Source organism: Natrialba chahannaoensis JCM 10990 (assembly GCF_000337135.1).
Classification (GTDB): domain Archaea; phylum Halobacteriota; class Halobacteria; order Halobacteriales; family Natrialbaceae; genus Natrialba; species Natrialba chahannaoensis.
In genome coordinates this window covers 102,613-117,343 of sequence record NZ_AOIN01000043.1, presented here as the reverse complement: position 1 = coordinate 117,343, position 14,731 = coordinate 102,613, and the positions used below count along the sequence as shown (strand labels likewise).

Annotated in this window: 16 protein-coding genes; 7 read left to right on the top strand and 9 right to left on the bottom strand. The window is 61.3% G+C overall.

Going from position 1 to position 14,731, the window contains the following annotated elements:
* A partial coding sequence (locus C482_RS06450) for a DUF402 domain-containing protein (protein ID WP_006166712.1) occupies window positions 1-738 on the top strand: 738 nt, incomplete at its 5' end.
* A 19-nt stretch (window positions 739-757) separates the two neighbouring features.
* Here C482_RS06450 and C482_RS06445 read toward each other — a convergent pair.
* Window positions 758-1,738, bottom strand: coding sequence for a bile acid:sodium symporter family protein (locus C482_RS06445; protein WP_006166711.1), 981 nt, complete (start codon window positions 1,736-1,738; stop codon window positions 758-760).
* 167 nt (window positions 1,739-1,905) lie between these two features.
* Window positions 1,906-2,961, bottom strand: coding sequence for an aldo/keto reductase (locus tag C482_RS06440; RefSeq protein WP_006166710.1), 1,056 nt, complete (start codon window positions 2,959-2,961; stop codon window positions 1,906-1,908).
* Window positions 2,962-3,137: 176 nt separating this feature from the next.
* Between C482_RS06440 and C482_RS06435 the strand changes: the two genes are divergently transcribed.
* The 3 genes from C482_RS06435 (at window position 3,138) to C482_RS06425 (ending at window position 4,842) form a co-directional block, all read left to right on the top strand.
* Window positions 3,138-3,353 carry a hypothetical protein gene (locus tag C482_RS06435; protein ID WP_006166709.1) on the top strand — a complete coding sequence of 72 codons (216 nt, stop codon included), beginning with the start codon at window positions 3,138-3,140 and terminating at the stop codon, window positions 3,351-3,353.
* A gap of 137 nt (window positions 3,354-3,490) precedes the next feature.
* On the top strand, window positions 3,491-4,390 hold the full coding sequence (locus tag C482_RS06430; protein WP_006166708.1) for an acyltransferase: 900 nt from the start codon (window positions 3,491-3,493) through the stop codon (window positions 4,388-4,390).
* A gap of 116 nt (window positions 4,391-4,506) precedes the next feature.
* Window positions 4,507-4,842, top strand: a complete 336-nt coding sequence (locus C482_RS06425; RefSeq protein ID WP_006166707.1) for a DUF7577 domain-containing protein — start codon at window positions 4,507-4,509, stop codon at window positions 4,840-4,842.
* 69 nt (window positions 4,843-4,911) lie between these two features.
* On the opposite strand, the gene C482_RS06420 is transcribed toward C482_RS06425, so the two are convergent.
* Window positions 4,912-5,778, bottom strand: a complete 867-nt coding sequence (locus tag C482_RS06420) for a hypothetical protein (RefSeq protein WP_006166705.1) — start codon at window positions 5,776-5,778, stop codon at window positions 4,912-4,914.
* A gap of 442 nt (window positions 5,779-6,220) precedes the next feature.
* Here C482_RS06420 and C482_RS06415 point away from each other — a divergent pair, with 442 nt between their 5' ends.
* Entirely contained in the window at window positions 6,221-6,466 is a 246-nt protein-coding gene (locus tag C482_RS06415) for a hypothetical protein (protein WP_006166703.1), read from the top strand.
* Here the strand turns inward: C482_RS06415 and C482_RS06410 are convergent.
* The 4 genes from C482_RS06410 to prf1 all read right to left on the bottom strand — a co-directional run bounded on the left by C482_RS06410 (window position 6,463) and on the right by prf1 (window position 10,350).
* Entirely contained in the window at window positions 6,463-7,305 is an 843-nt protein-coding gene (locus tag C482_RS06410; protein ID WP_006166701.1) for a helix-turn-helix transcriptional regulator, read from the bottom strand. The two genes, C482_RS06415 and C482_RS06410, sit on opposite strands and share 4 nt — an antisense overlap.
* 100 nt (window positions 7,306-7,405) lie before the next feature.
* Window positions 7,406-8,689, bottom strand: a complete 1,284-nt coding sequence (locus C482_RS06405) for an RNA-guided endonuclease InsQ/TnpB family protein (protein ID WP_006166700.1) — start codon at window positions 8,687-8,689, stop codon at window positions 7,406-7,408.
* A complete protein-coding gene (locus tag C482_RS22625) occupies window positions 8,690-8,812 on the bottom strand; it encodes a hypothetical protein (RefSeq protein WP_006166698.1) in 123 nt (40 codons plus the stop codon).
* A 278-nt stretch (window positions 8,813-9,090) separates the two neighbouring features.
* Window positions 9,091-10,350 carry a peptide chain release factor aRF-1 gene (gene prf1 / locus C482_RS06400; protein ID WP_006166697.1) on the bottom strand — a complete coding sequence of 420 codons (1,260 nt, stop codon included), beginning with the start codon at window positions 10,348-10,350 and terminating at the stop codon, window positions 9,091-9,093.
* Window positions 10,351-10,526: 176 nt separating this feature from the next.
* Between prf1 and minD the strand changes: the two genes are divergently transcribed.
* Both minD and C482_RS06390 read left to right on the top strand, forming a co-directional pair.
* Window positions 10,527-11,423, top strand: a complete 897-nt coding sequence (gene minD, locus C482_RS06395; RefSeq protein WP_006166695.1) for a cell division ATPase MinD — start codon at window positions 10,527-10,529, stop codon at window positions 11,421-11,423.
* A 303-nt stretch (window positions 11,424-11,726) separates the two neighbouring features.
* The gene (locus C482_RS06390; RefSeq protein ID WP_006166694.1) at window positions 11,727-12,254 is read left to right on the top strand and encodes a hypothetical protein; all 528 of its coding nucleotides are present in this window, start codon (window positions 11,727-11,729) and stop codon (window positions 12,252-12,254) included.
* A gap of 129 nt (window positions 12,255-12,383) precedes the next feature.
* Here C482_RS06390 and argS read toward each other — a convergent pair whose 3' ends face one another.
* Together argS and C482_RS06380 are read right to left on the bottom strand one after the other, a co-directional pair.
* Complete coding sequence (gene argS / locus C482_RS06385) at window positions 12,384-14,186, bottom strand: arginine--tRNA ligase (RefSeq protein ID WP_006166693.1); 1,803 nt, start codon at window positions 14,184-14,186, stop codon at window positions 12,384-12,386.
* Window positions 14,187-14,444: 258 nt separating this feature from the next.
* Window positions 14,445-14,639: a cold-shock protein gene (locus C482_RS06380; protein WP_004268146.1), complete on the bottom strand. Its 195-nt coding sequence runs from the start codon at window positions 14,637-14,639 to the stop codon at window positions 14,445-14,447.
* Window positions 14,640-14,731: the final 92 nt, after the last annotated feature.

Here is a 14,731-nt window from a genome sequence, read left to right as displayed (position 1 = left end):
GACGCGCCCGACGAACCGGGCGAGCCAGGACTGCTCGCCGCCCCACGGGCGACGAAGTGGCTCTGGTTCGGCCGCGACTCGCGCTTCGCGCTCGACGAGGCCCGTCGCGCGGTCGAAACGACGATGCCGGGCCACCACCGGACGAAGGCAGCCGACAGGGCGGCCAGTTCGGCCGTCGACTTCGCGGAGGCCGTCTGTGGCTCGGTCGTCGACGACCTCGACACTGGCGAGGACGCGTTCCCGTTCGACGCCGTCTCGAGACAGTTCGGCCCGCTCTCCGGCGACCGACTCGAGATCGGCCACGGGAAACCCGACGGGAGACTCATCTCGCTCGGTTACGGCGACGTAACCGAGTGGGACCCCGAGGGGAAGGTCACACTCGAGCGCTCGATGGGTGGGGGCGGGAGCTACGACGCCCTCGGCACGCCGAAGGAGAACGGCGACACCGCGGTCACGAAGTTCCGCGAGGGGCGCTGGTGGTATCCGACGACGTACAGGGGCGCTGACAGCAGCTCGAAGGGGACCTACGTCAACATCTGCACGCCGGTTGAGCTCTTTCCAGACACGGTCCGGTATGTCGATCTCTACATCGACGTGATCCGTCGACCGGACGGCGAGGTCGAGATTGTCGACGAAGGCGAACTCGAGGACGCCGTTGCGGACGGCTTGGTCGCTGTGGAATTGGCTGAGAAAGCCAAAAGCGTCGCAGCGGCCGTCGAACGGGCGTTATCGAAGTAACAGTAGACAGGGAGTCGCGTTAGTCAGATGTTACCGTTGGCTTAGATGTCGGCGTCGACTCACCGTCCATCCGGGTGAACACTGTCGCTAGCGCCGGTCCTGTAACGTTGTGCCAGACGCTGAACAGCGCCGGGATGAGCGCGGCAAGCGGGTCGAAGAAGGCGACAGCGAGCGCAACTGCCAGCCCGCTGTTCTGCAGGCCGACCTCGAACGCGCAGGCGCGTGCCCGGTCCTCGGCCATCCCGGTCAGGTGGCCGACGCCGTAGCCGGCCCCGAGTCCGAGCGCGTTGTGAATAATGACGGCGAGGAACACCAGGGCGCTCGCGGCGAAGATTTCCTCGACGTTGAGACCGACAATGGCCGCGACGATCAACACGATCGCGAGCACGCTGATCGCGGGAAAGACAGTGAGCCCCACCTTCGCTACCGTCGGCGCGTACCTGTCGAGCAAGATGCGAAGGAGCAGTCCCGCGACAACCGGGATGAGGACGATCAGGACGATCTCCTCGGCCATTTCGGCGAAGGTGACGGTGATCTCCTCGCCCGCAAGCAGGACGATCCACGCCGGCAAGACCAGCGGCGCAGCAATTGTCGTCACCGACGTAATTGTCACCGAGAGCGCGACGTCACCCCGCCCGAGATAGGTCATCACGTTCGAGGCCGTCCCGCCCGGTGCTGCCCCGAGCAGAAGCAGTCCAATTCCAAACTCCCACGGCAGCCCCAGCAACGCGACGAGCAGGTACGCAAAGAGCGGCATGCACAGCCACTGTGCCGCTGCACCAATGAACACGTCACGGGGACGCTCAAGTACCCGCCGAAAATCTTCGACGGTGAGCGTAAGACCCATGCCGAGCATGATGATGCCGAGCATGAGCGAAATATGGTCGCCGAGCGGGGTGAACGTCGACGGCGAGTAGAGTGCGAGCCCGGAGCCGAGAAGGATCCAGACGACGAAGTACGTGCTCGTGATCTCGGCCGCGCGTTCGAACAGCCGACTCATACTCACCCCCATCGTCCCACCCCACTGCTGCTAGTCACAGCCAAACATAATAAGCTGAGAGATGGTAAACGGATCGGAAGCAACCACTCTCGGTTGTGAAGTGCCGGAAGACCTGTGGGACGGTGATATATCGTGGATAGGTTCGGAGGAACAGAGAATCAGCCGCTTCAGTCAGCTGCGAGCTTGTCGAGACCCGCAGATTCGATGTCCGCACCGTCGACCGACGATCGAAGCGCGTCCATGCCGTCGTCGCGGTCGATATCAAAGTTGGTCTCGTAGAGCTCGTCGACGCGGTCCATCTCTTCATCGGAGAGCTTCGGCACGTCGCTCGCAGCCGCCCACTCGTCGATGTCCTCGGTCGTCCGGAACGTCGGCGTGACGGTCGCGACGGCGTCGTGCGAGAGCAGCCACGCGATCGAGGCTTGCCCCATCGTCCGCTCACCGTTGCGCTCTAAGAAGCGCAGTTCCTCGAGTTTCTCCCAGCCCGTCTCGTACCACTCGTCGGGGCGGAAGCCGCGGTGGTCGCCCTCGCCGAGTTCGGTCTCGGGCGTCACCTGCTCGTTGAGAATCCCCGAGGAGTGGGGCACGCGCGGGATGAGACTCGTGGTCGAGCCAGTCTCCTCGATCGTCTCGAGGAAGTGGTTTCCGACTTCTTGCTCCAGCACGTTCCAGACGAGCTGTACGGAGTCGAACTCCTCCTCGATGGCGAGGTCGCCCTCCGCGAGCCAGCCAATCGAGGGACCCAGCGCCAGTCCCGTGGCGTCGATCTTCCCTTCCTCCTCGAGTTCGTCGAGTAACTCGAGTACGTCGGGCGTAATTTCGTCGACGTTGGCGTTGTGGAGCTGGAGCATGTCGATGGAGTCCATCTCGAGGCGATCGAGACTCTGCTCGACGGCGTCCCGGAGGTATTCGGGGTCCATCTCCTTGGGGAGTTCACCGTGACCGGCCTGTGGATTGTTGTAGAAGTCGTAGCCGACCTTGGTGGCGACGGTGACCTCGTCGCGGACCGCAGCGAGCGCCTGGCCGATGAGTTCCTCGCTTCGGCCGTGGCCGTAGACGTCACCCGTGTCGAAGTAGGTAATTCCCTGATCGACGGCGTACTGGATCATCTCGATAGCGTCCTCCTCCGAGCGGTCGCCCCACCAGTCGGTGCCGACGACCCACGCGCCGAAGCCGATCTCGCTCACTTCGACGCCGGACGTTCCGAGTTCGCTGTGGTGCATGGGTGAGTGTTCGTAGCGAGAGAACTTATGGGGTACGGAACGCGAGGCCGGCGAATCCGAACTCGTTCGGCTCCTGCGAACTGACCCGATGAGATGGATCGTGACACTGCACAGCGAACCGATCGTGACAGTGGAGAGTCGAATCGTTCTTGGGGAGGGGGGTCCGGAGAGTCAGTATGAACAAGGTCTGTCGGACGACTGCCGGGCGGCGACTGCTCGGCGTCGTCCTCGCGGTCGCCCTTCTCCTCCCGATCGCGGTGACCCAACTCGAGGTGAGTCCCCAGCGCGTGACAGTTGGAACGGCCGTCGTGAGCGGACTGCTCGTGATCGGTGCGCTCTCGCTGCCAGCGCTGATTTTCGCGGAGTGGCGGGCTGCCGATGCTACAGAGTGAAGGCGAGTCAGAGCAGGCGAGAGTGAGAGTGAATACTGCGACCGCGGAGCCGGTAACACTCGTGTTCTCGGGCAATACACGGGAAAGACAAACCGACAACCGAACCCCTATCAACTCCGCGGACAATACCACGGTGTATGACAAAGCGGTACGTCTCGCTCCCCGACGAGGCGGAAGCGGGCATGCGCGAGTTCATTGAGGAGGTCGACCGACGGCTCTCGGGTGACGAGGATACCTGTTCGGTCGTCGAGGACGTGCTAATCGACCTCTCGGGCGACCGTAAGGCCTACGAACGCTGGGAGAGCGGTGAGTCGGTCTCGCCCGCAGAACAGGTTCGCCTGCAGAGCTATGATCCGTGTAACACGACCTTAGAGAGCGAATACTACGCCGAGAAGGACGAGGAGATGTATCGTCGCTCGAAGCACCTCCAGTGGCTCTGGCGGCAGTTCGACAGTCTCCCGATCGCTGACAACGTCGAGTTCGCACTGCGCTTCCGGCAGATGCTCGCGGACCACCTCTTCGAGGACTGCGGTGACAACTGCCGATTCTTTAAGGGGGTTACGTTCACCTACGGACACAACATCACGATCGGCGACAACACGATCGTCCACGACGACGTGCATTTAGACGACCGCGGAAAGCTGACCATCGGCGACCGCGTGTCGATTTCCGACGGCGTCCACATCTACAGTCACGATCACGATGTCGTCGACCAGACCGAGGTGCGCAACTTCCACACCATCGTCGAGGACGACGTGCGCCTCACCTACGACTCGATGGTCCGCGCCGGGAACAAGGTTGGCGAGAACGCCATCGTCGGCGCACGCGGCGTCGTACAACACGATATTCCTGCACATCACATTGCCGTCGGGATGCCCGCCCAGAGTGTCAAGATCAAGCCCGGCTGGGAGTCCGTCGCGACACCCATCGACGAGGCCGGTATCAACCGCCAAGACGAGCGCCACCTCCCCTACAACCTGCCCGAGGAGTTTGAGGTATTCGACGAGTTCAACCGCGACCTGCAGCCGCCGAACTGACGCCACGTCTGTTTTGGGCTCTCAAAATACTGAGCCGTGTAATTCTGCCGCCACAGACAGTCAGACTGCCGTGAATCGGGGAATATCCAAGTGGATTGAGAACCTATGTCATAATGATGGAACTCTGGGGCTGGCTCATCGGATATGTGGTGTTATTCGCCCTCCTCCATCTGCTACTGTACTACGTGTACGTCCGCCGCGAGGACAGCGACGGAACAGGTTCACCGTCCTTTGCCGATCCGAATCGCGCATCGTCACGCTCGTCAGGGACGACCGATCGATACCCCACAAGCGGTGAAAAGCGCGGTGGGCACGATCCACCACCCGTCGAGGACGATCACGAGGTCGATGGCGAATCGATTCGTTGTCGTCACTGCGGAGCAGAGAACGCGGCCGACAAAACCTATACGTACTGTTGGAACTGTGTGACGACGCTGCGACAGCCAGTGTGAGAGCGCGGACGTGAAAGTGACGGAGAGGTAGTAGCGACCGTAGCGGGAAACGGAACCATAAGTTACCTCTCAGCGCTCGGCCGACAACTCGTTTTCCAGTCGATCAAGGTGGTCGATACCGACGACCGCTACCACGTCACCGTCGGTTTCGTCCCGGATCTCGGTCAGTCGATCAACCATACACTGCTCGCGGGTCTCGTCTCTGTAGGCCAGTGCGCTGTCTGTCGTTTCGAGACTACCAAGCAACGCCTGCACGCTCGCGACGTGGGCGCGCTCGTGGGATGCCTGCTCGGCCGGCGGATCGTCGAACGAGCAGTCATACTCGATCTGCTCGTCGGGCGTGATCGTCATCGACGTCGCATCCGTCAGCGTCGCCGCGATACGACAGGTTAGTGCCTCGCGCGTCGCTCCACCGAGACTTGAGAGGAGTCGCCGCGCGGTGCCCGGCGAGACGCGGTCCGCGACGAGTCGCGTCACGAGTCGGCGCAGGAACGACCAGTTCGGCGCGTCGATCCCGACGAGCGACGCCCCGTCAGCAGCACTGATCGCCGCGCCCATCTCGCCGCCGCGCGAGGGCGGGGCAAACGCCGTGCCATCGGCCGTCTCAGTCACCGACCCGTTTCGAGCGTAGACGCGATACAGCGGGAGGGCTGCTGGAGGTAACTCGAGTGCGAGTACGGCAGGGTTGACCTCGTTGGCGACGTGCATGACGCGGCCGATGCTTGCGGGATGGTCGTGAACGACGCCGAGGAGGTAGAGGGTGTTGGTGTTGGTGTTGGTACTACCGTCAGTACTCTCAGTTTCAGGAACCGGTTCGGGGTCGGTCGGCGCTGACACAGACGAGACGGCTGAACGAGGGTCGGAGACGCACCGGCAGAACTGCCCGGTGATCCGTGGATCGTCGACCGATTCGGGGAAGAGCAAGGACTCGTCCATCGATCGAATAGTAATACGGGACTAGCGCCATAACGCTTCCGTTGTGTGCTCGGGAACAGTAGAAGTACTTTCTTACTCGATAGCAGGCAGTGGTGAGCGCCAGCGAGCAGATAGTATGAACTGCATACGAGCGACGAGTAAGCCGGTAATATATTATTACGACCGTCGCGCCGTATAATGGGTCAGTGTGACGGCATGACGGTTTCGGCGATTTATTGTCGGCATCCTCCTAAAGATGATGTCGTGTCAATCGTCAATCACGCGTTCGCAACGCGGCGACAGATGGGGTTCCGGTTTCCTGTGGTGTCCGCACGATTGACAACGGACGTGAGACGCGTGGCACGATGCCGGGAATGGTGTCCGTAGCACAAATGCAGGGACTGTGCGTGATGGCCCCTGGGACCCGTCGAACAGACACACCCTCCGACACCCACACCACGACATGACACAGGACACGCTCACAAAAGCCGACGAAGGAAAACGAGTCCTGAACATCGACGGGACCGAAGTCGGCCGCATCGTCGCCGTCGAGGAGGGACGTGGCTACGTCGATCCAGACCCATCGCTCACGAAAACGATCAAGGCAAAACTCGGCTGGGGCGACATCACCCACGGCGCACACCCACTTGACGAGGGCAGTATCGAGGAGATCACCGAGGAAACCGTCCGACTTCGTGGGACGCTTTAATCTCGGCTCTCCGACCGATCCATGTCCAATGACGCTGCTTCTGACTCCATTTCCGACCGATCTGGCGGCACCAACGGCGACGCCGCCGCCCGCAACTCGTCAAACACGGACTCGGCCCACTCGAGTGCAGCCTGCGTATCGTTCTTGATGACGCCCTCGATCTCGGCGCGGTCATTGAGTGCAAAGAGGAAGAGCTGACAGCCCTCGGGCTGTTCGACGATGGTGAGTTCGTATGGGAGCGACTCGATTTCGTATATCTCGAAGTCGCCGTGATTCAGGACGCCGTAGGCCTGGCCCGGGTACGATTTAAAGAGGAAGTCAGCGAGGTCGGGGGTAAGGATCGCCTCGACGGAGAGATCCTCCTCGATGGATCGGTGGTACAATCGGTCGCGCGTCTCCGGAAGGCGTTCTGCAGCGGACGTGCCCCGAACACGTGTCGCGGTCTCAAAACTTGCCGCCAGTTCCTGCAGGGGAGCGTTTGGCGCGTGCGGTTTCGGTTCGGAGACGGTGGCATCCTTGAGGAAGGCCGGTGACATCGGGGCCTCCCGTGGGATGGCAGCGAGCACCTGGCTCGCCTCGCCGATTGCCGCGAACGTCTCGGTGGTCCGGCTGAACTCCTCGAAGACCAGTTGGCCGGCTGCCGTGAGTCGGTAGCCTGACTCGGCGCGCTCGATGAACTCGAAGCGCTCGAGTTCGCGGATCGCACGGTCGACCGTCGACCGCGAGCACGCCAACTGCTCGACGAGGTCGCGCTTTCGCTGTGGCCCGGCCGCAAGCGCCTCGAGCAGTTCGCGTCGCCGGGACACTGTCTCGACGACGTCGGCAGTCGGCGGATACATACAGTCTGTTAGAGGGTCGTCAGTTTCGACTAAAAGAGCATCGGCCAAACTGACGGGTTCCGTGCAGTGGCACTCGAGTTCACACGTGAACTACCCCACCCTACCGCTCGCCTGACGGCTCGCGCTTGAGGGTGGGGCTTCCTGATTCAACGACGCGCTTTGCAGATACGGACGTATCCACAGGGAGCGCAGTCTCTACAGGCGTTCGAAAATCGCTGAGCGATTTTCGCAGCCCATCAGAATCGCTGTGCGATTCTGAGGACGTTGATTCGGAGCGTCCCGCTCCTAACCGCTTCTTGATACCGCGAGAAAGAATATTCCATGCCGCGTTCGCGTCTCTATCCGCTTCAAACCCACACGCCGGACAGGAGTGTTCGCGCACCCACAGCGGTTTCTCAGTCGAAACACCACAGGACGCACACTCTTTGGTCGTCCCACGCGGATTCACCGCGACGAAGTGCGTTCCTTCCCGCTCACACTTGTACTCAAGCATCCGTAGGAACGTCCCCCACGCCGCCCCTGCGCGGTTCCGAGAGTTGCCCGGTAGTTCGACCAAGCCCTTCGCGTCCAAGTCCTCGACCGCTACAAAGTCGTACTCGGTGGCGTAGTAGTTCGAGAGCTTGTGGAGGAAGTCACGGCGCTTGGTCTTCAACTCGGCGTGACGCTCGGCCACGACTCGACGCTGTTTCTCCCAATTCTCAGACCCGTGCTGTTTCCGCGAGAGGTCACGCTGTGCGCGTTCCAACCGTTCGCGTTCGTCGGACAGGTCAAGCGATTCGACGGCGGTTCCGTCGGTGTCGTGGGCGCACTTGAGAATCCCCACGTCGATGCCGACGTACCGCTCGGGATTCTCCGGTTTCTCCGGCGGGTCGTCAGGGGTTTCGACACCGAGGATGGCGTACCACTTCCCGGTCGGTTCCTGTTTGACCGTGACGGTCTTGATTTCGGCGTCGTCGGGGAGGTCACGGTGGAAGGTGAGTGGGATTTCTCCGAGTTTCGAGAGCCACAATCGGGTCCGACCGCTCGTGTTCTTGAGCTTGAAGCCGGATTGACTGTAGGTGAAACTGCGGTACTCGCCCGGTGCTTTCCAGTTGAGCGTGCCGACGCGGTAGCCGTTGTCTTTGCGACCGCGAAGCGTCGAGAGGTTGTCGTACAACCGCTGAACGACTTTCTGAAGCACTTTCGAGTGAACGTGTTTCAGGTCGTTCCACCACTTCTTGAGGCTCGGCAGGAGTTTCTGTTCGCTGTATGCCGAGGTATCGTCGGTTCGGTTGAGTCGGTGGAGGAAGTGGTTGTAGACCTGTCTACAGGTATTGACAGTCCACGCTAACTGTTCTTCGAGAGCGTCGGACGGTCGGAGTCGATACCTGTAGTTGTAGTTCATCTACGAGCGTTCTTCGATGTGTTCGTCAAGTTTCTCTTGGACGAACGAGGACAGACTCAGGTGGTTCTCCTGAATCCACTCCTCTTGGTCGTCGCGGATAGAGATGGTCTTGCGCGTTGCCACACCATAAGTTATGCAAACTGCATACTAAACAGTTGCGATTGCGTGGGACTGTAGGCCGAGCGACGAACGTGTTTGAGAACCGTGCGGCGTTGACGAGACGCTCCGCGTCTCGTTCGCACACCAGAAATCGAAGATTTCTGGGGACGCTGTATCCCCTCCCTACTCGCTCCCTTCGGTCGCTCGTTGAGGAAGGGGCCTTAGCGCCTCAATTCAGGTAAATCGAAGAGACAAGAGAGCTAAGCAGGTCGGCGAGCGTATCGGGAAACGGAACAGTTGCGTTAGACGCCCGTGCTGTAGCGCAGAATGCCGGCGAAGCCGCCGAAGGCGTTATAGAGCTGTTCGCCCTTCTCGAAGTCAGTCGAGATGAACTTCGTCTCGGTGCCACGCTGTTCGGCGATGTCGATGAGGTGGTCGATCGCGTCCTCGCGGTCGTCCTCGATCGCGTCGACATCGCTGCCACACTCGCTGCAGGTGTGGTCCGGCGTCGCTTTGCGGCGGTCAATGACCTCACGATCGGTGTTGTCACACTCCTCACAGTCGTAGGTGATGACGTCCTTACGCAGATCCTCGCTGATCAGCAGGCGGTCGACAGCACCCATCATGAGGTTCTGGCGGGTCTGCTCGAAACCGTAGGTCGCGCGGTCGCCTGCATTGAGTTCCTCGAAAAACTCCTCCATCTGCTTTTTGTCCTTCATCACCTCGGCGTCGGCCAGTGCATCCTCTGCGTTGTCGACGAGATCCCGAAGGCCGGACTCGTCCGTGTAGGCGACATCGAACTTGCCGATGACGTTATCCTGAATCTCGTGGTGAAGGTAGTCGCCGTCTAAGAACTCGTCTTTCGTCGGCGAAGGACCGCCCACGAGGATGCCGTCGAGTTCGTGGCGCTTCGGGACGAACAGGTCGTTCGCCATCCCTGCGACCTCCTGGTAGAAGTTGTCGATCGCCTCGAGACGCAGGCGAGCGAAACGCTGGGCGGACTGGCCACCTTTGCGCTGCTTGCCGGGGACGAGCGAGGAGGCGGACTTCACCGGCTCGACGCGCTTGCCCTTCAGCCAGCCGACGTTTGCCTCGCGCCGGTCGAGCACGACCAGCCCGTAGAGGCCCTTGTCCGCCAGCATGTTCTCGAGTGGCTCCGTCAGGAAGTCAGAGTCACAGTGATAGCGGAAGGACTCGACTGGCTGGGGCGGACTCTCGAGTACGTGCGTGACCATTTCGGTCTGACCGCCGCCGGAGTCGACCGCACCGGAGAACAGTACGATGCCGTTCTCTGGTGGGTAGGTATCGAAGTAGCGCAGTCGGTCCTTGATGCTCGTCAGCGCGTCCTGAACGGCCGTCCGCGTTTGTTTCGACTTGATGTTGGCTGCTTCGCTGTGTTCTTGTGTGACGTGGGCGACCACGTCGCTGATCTGTCGGTCTTCGGGAACGTAGATCGAGACGAGTTGCGTCCCGGATCCATCAAAGTTCTTGAGGTCCTCGATAACCTTCCGGAATTCGTACTTTTTCCGGTCGGATTGGTCCTGCTCGCCCTCCTGGCTCATTATCCGTACAAAACGGTGCTGCGGGTAAGTATTCTTTGACACGCACCAGTGCGTATGCAGGTCATTCCCGGGGAAAACGTCGGCATTTCGGCGGTCGCGTGGCCGCTCGACTACCGCGAGCGCCGGAGGTGACGATTTAAGGTGTTCCCGTCCCACTGTCCGGACAGTAATCGAATATGTCTCACGAGACGGTATATTCCATCGCGAGCGGGAAAGGCGGCGTCGGAAAGACGACGACGACAGTCAACCTGGGGACCGCGCTCGCGCAGGCGGGCAAGCGCGTCGCCATCGTCGACGTCGACCTCGGCATGGCGAACCTGGCCGGCTTCGTCAGCCTCTCACCCGACTCGACGACGCTCCACGACGTCCTCGCCGGCAACGCAGCAGTCGAGGACGCAACGTATCGACTGGCAGAGAACATCGTCGCCGTCCCGAGCGGCATCGGACTAGACGAGTACGCAGAGACCTCACCCGAAGGGCTTCGCGAGGCCGTTTCCGACCTGCGTGCGGCGTACGACTACGTCCTGCTCGACGTCGGCGCGGGCATCAGCCACGAAACCGTTCTCCCGCTCGGCCTCGCAGATGCTGTCCTGCTCGTCTCGACGCCGGAACCCGCCGCCGTCCAGGACACACAGAAGACGATCGAACTTACCGCGCGCGCTGGTGGCGACATCGCCGGTCTCGTCCTCACGCGCACCCTCCCCGGCAGCGATATCTCCCACGAGGACCTCGCCAGCCGTCTCGACGTCCCACTCCTCGCGAGCGTCCCCGAAGACGACGCCGCACGCGAGAGTGTCTACGCCGGCACCCCGCTCGTTGCCTACGAACCGAACGGCCCCGCAGCCGCGGCCTACCGCCGACTCGCGGCTGACCTGGCCGGTATCGAACTCGAGTCCCCCAACGATAGCGAGAAGGCAGCGTCGGATGCGACCGTGGAAGACGATGCCGAAGCAGCGAATGCGAGTTCTGACACCGATGGTGGTGACGATGCGGACGACGATACCGAGGACGACACCGACGCTGATTCGGACGCCGTCTCGAGTGCCATCACCGAAGCCGAGTCGAACGACTGAGTCGCTACCGCGGTCGAGACCTCATTTCACGGCGGTAGGCACCGCCTGAACCGTCGAACTCGGCCTGTCGCGGCGATTTCTATCGTTTGCGATGATTGCAACCGGTTTCGGACTATTGCCGTTTCGAGACAGTGTTTGGATGTGACTGATTTGATTTCATGACTATTCGAGACCGCCGAAAAACGGCCCTGGAGTCCAGATAGGACCGGTATTCCAATAGCGGAGACACCACCAAACAGATTTTTCAACACCGGAAACGGTACGAGCTAATTACTAATTCCATCCCTTCTGGTTGGCTCGTGCATGGAGCGACGAAAAATCCTCCTCGGCAGTGGAGCCGCACTCGCAACCGCACTCGCTGGCTGTTCCAGTAGCGAAACCGACGACGGTTCTGGCAATGGAACCGACGACGACGGCAGCACTGGATCCAGCGGTAACGGATCCGACTCAGGCAACGGGTCTGACTCGGACTCAAGTTCGAGCGCGGACGTGCCGGGATTCGACAGTGACGGATTCGAACTGAGCAGCAGTGACCTCACAGTGATGGAACTCGACCGGAGCGGTGATACGGTCGACGTGCTCGTGAGCACCGAGGTCACCGAGACCGAGGCACTCTACGCGGAACTTGAGTCCGTGGCCGCAGACATCGCGGCCGCGATCACGGACCCGGATCGATTCAAAGACGAGATCGATACGGTGTCGTGGGTTCTCGAACACGACGATAACCGCGTCGTCGGCCTCTACGTCGACGTCAGCTGGGTCGTCGACTACATCGAAGACGAGATTTCGCGCGACGAACTCGTCGACAAAATGATCGACTCGGCTCACTGATCCGAATTAGGCGCTCGCCGCAGACCGGTGCGAGCGACTACGCTGTCGGCAGGAGCCGAGTTACGGCCTGTTTTCTGGAGAAGACGGTGAACGGGTAGCTGTGGGTGTCCGTCGATGCCCGTGCCAGTTCTACATCGAGCGTGGCGCAGCCACACCCAGAACGGAGAGTGCGTTCGCGATCGTGTGCTTCGACGCCGCAACGAGCGCGAGACGCGTCTCGCGGACCTCGGGATCGACATCGTCCGCGAGCACCGGGCACTCACGGTAGAACCCGTTGAACCGGTCGGCGAACTCGCGGGTGTAGGTCGCAATTTGGTGGGGTTCGAGGTCCGAGGCGGCCTCGTCGATAACCGCCGGGAAGCGCGCGATCGTCTCGAGGAGGTCCTGTTCTGCGGGTGTTTCGAGGCGGTCGGCGTCGATGGCGTCGAAGTCGAGTGATTCCTCCTGACCTGCTGCGGCGAGCGGCTCTGTCGGGTCGAAGCCAGCTTCCTCGAGGATACCACAACAGCGCGCGTGGACGTACTGGACGTACGGCGCGGACTGGGCCTCGAAGTCGAGCGCCTGATCCCACTCGAAGGTAATCGCCTTCGTCGCCTGTTTCGAGACGATGTCGTAGCGGACTGCGCCGATGCCGACCTGGTGGGCGATGCGCTCGATGTCCGCCTCGTCTAGGTCGTCGTCGCGGATACGGTCGTCGAGGCGATCTTCGACTTCCTCGCGGGCACGGTCGATTGCCTCGTCAAGCAGGTCGTCTAAGTCAACGCCAGTGCCCTTGCGGGTAGACATCCCGAGCCCGCCGGGGAGGTTGACCCAGGAGAAGATAACATTCTCGAGCTGGTCGGTGTCGTTGCCAAGCAGTTCGAGGGTTTGTCCAAGCTGGTCGGCCTGAAGCTTGTGGTCCTCGCCAAGAACCGTCACTGCGCGGTCGTAGTTCTCGAACTTCCACTCGTGGTGGGCGAGGTCGCGAGTTGTATAGAGAGTGGTGCCATCGGAGCGCAGGAAGACGAGATTCTTGTCGATGCCGTGGTCGTCGAGTTCGAGCTGCCAGGCGTCGTCCTCGTAGACGGCCTCGTCGAGTTCCTGCAGGCGGTCGACCAGTTCGTTGGTGTCGCCATTGCGCATGAACCGCGTCTCCTTGACGAACTCGTCGAACTCCGCGGGCAGGCGGGCCAGACACTCCGTCATACCGCCGAGCACCTGGTCGACGACCTCGCTGACGCGGTCGTAGGCCTCCTCGTCGCCCTCCTCGAGACCCTGCATGATGGCCTCGATTTCGGCTTCGGCGTCTTCGACCTCCTCCTCGGGACCGTCCTCAAGGAACGCGTTGCCCTTGCGGTAGTAGCGCACCAGATCGTACTCGGTGCGGTCGCGTTCCGGTTCGTCCTCTAGGTCCTCCTCGTCGAAGGTCTCGTAGGCCCAGGTGAACGTCGCGATTTGACGACCCGCGTCGTTGACGTAGTAGTGGCGCTCCACGTCGTAGCCCGCGGCATCGAGCAGGCTTGCGACCGCGTCGCCGATGATCGGGTTGCGCGCGCGGCCGACGTGAACTGGCCCGGTCGGGTTCGCGCTCGTGTGCTCGACGACAACGGACTCCTCGCGGTCGTCGAGGTGGCCGTAGTCCGCCTCGGTCGCAGTCTCGAGTGTCATCGCGAGATAGGCGTCACTCGGCAGGAAGTTCAGATACGGTCCCTGCGTCTGCACCGCTGCGACGTAGGTTAGTTCGTCCGCGTCGATTTCGTCGGCGAGTTGGCCCGCAACCTGCGGCGGGGCCGCCCCGGCCTCGCCGGCGAGTCGGAACGCCACGCTCGATGCGAGCACGCTCTCGACGTCTTCCGGCGGTTCTTCGATCCCGAGGTCGTCCGTGGGGTACTCGAGTGCAGCGAGTGCGGACTCGAGTGCGCCCTCGACCTCTTCGCGTAGGGCAAGGAACATACCCGCTCGTATTCAGGGCGCAAGTAAAGGAATGTCGGGTTTCGTTGGTGGCGGGTGCGGCGGTTGTGAGTGCTGTCGTTGGGGGGTGCCGTAGCTGGCAGCGAGAGCGAGAGCCAGAACGAGACTGATCACACTCTGTCAGCGTAGTGACCCTGTCTACACGGAGACGTCTCTCTGCAGTGGAGTTGTGTGTTGGGAAAAGTAAACTTACACGCTATCGTCAGAAGACGACGTCGTGAAGTCGTACGGTATACGTACTTACGCGCGAACGACGTTCGTTGCGCGGGGACCCTTTGGGGCCTGTTCAATGTCGAATTCGATTTCGGTCCCTTCCGTCAGATCCTCGCCGCCAACGTCTTCCATGTGGAAGAACACGTCGTCGTCAGCATCCTCTGTCTCGATGAAACCGTAGCCGCCTGTGTCGTTGAAGAAATCAACAGTACCGTTTGCCATTACGACTAAACAAATCCCCGGCACACGTGTAAACCTTCCGTATTCGTTTTTAGATTTGCTCACTCAATATACGAATGTCCATACAGGGCTTC

What these genes read in the sequence shown, in the direction of transcription:
- minD (WP_006166695.1), top strand. Translation starts at nt 10,527, where the DNA reads ATGTCTCACGAGACGGTATATTCCATCGCGAGCGGGAAAGGCGGCGTC.
- C482_RS06420 (WP_006166705.1), bottom strand. Translation starts at nt 5,778, where the DNA reads ATGGACGAGTCCTTGCTCTTCCCCGAATCGGTCGACGATCCACGGATC.
- C482_RS06445 (WP_006166711.1), bottom strand. Translation starts at nt 1,738, where the DNA reads ATGAGTCGGCTGTTCGAACGCGCGGCCGAGATCACGAGCACGTACTTC.
- C482_RS06405 (WP_006166700.1), bottom strand. Translation starts at nt 8,689, where the DNA reads ATGAACTACAACTACAGGTATCGACTCCGACCGTCCGACGCTCTCGAA.
- C482_RS06435 (WP_006166709.1), top strand. Translation starts at nt 3,138, where the DNA reads ATGAACAAGGTCTGTCGGACGACTGCCGGGCGGCGACTGCTCGGCGTC.
- prf1 (WP_006166697.1), bottom strand. Translation starts at nt 10,350, where the DNA reads ATGAGCCAGGAGGGCGAGCAGGACCAATCCGACCGGAAAAAGTACGAA.
- C482_RS06440 (WP_006166710.1), bottom strand. Translation starts at nt 2,961, where the DNA reads ATGCACCACAGCGAACTCGGAACGTCCGGCGTCGAAGTGAGCGAGATC.
- C482_RS06425 (WP_006166707.1), top strand. Translation starts at nt 4,507, where the DNA reads ATGGAACTCTGGGGCTGGCTCATCGGATATGTGGTGTTATTCGCCCTC.
- C482_RS06430 (WP_006166708.1), top strand. Translation starts at nt 3,491, where the DNA reads ATGACAAAGCGGTACGTCTCGCTCCCCGACGAGGCGGAAGCGGGCATG.
- C482_RS06415 (WP_006166703.1), top strand. Translation starts at nt 6,221, where the DNA reads ATGACACAGGACACGCTCACAAAAGCCGACGAAGGAAAACGAGTCCTG.
- argS (WP_006166693.1), bottom strand. Translation starts at nt 14,186, where the DNA reads ATGTTCCTTGCCCTACGCGAAGAGGTCGAGGGCGCACTCGAGTCCGCA.
- C482_RS06390 (WP_006166694.1), top strand. Translation starts at nt 11,727, where the DNA reads ATGGAGCGACGAAAAATCCTCCTCGGCAGTGGAGCCGCACTCGCAACC.
- C482_RS06410 (WP_006166701.1), bottom strand. Translation starts at nt 7,305, where the DNA reads ATGTATCCGCCGACTGCCGACGTCGTCGAGACAGTGTCCCGGCGACGC.
- C482_RS06380 (WP_004268146.1), bottom strand. Translation starts at nt 14,639, where the DNA reads ATGGCAAACGGTACTGTTGATTTCTTCAACGACACAGGCGGCTACGGT.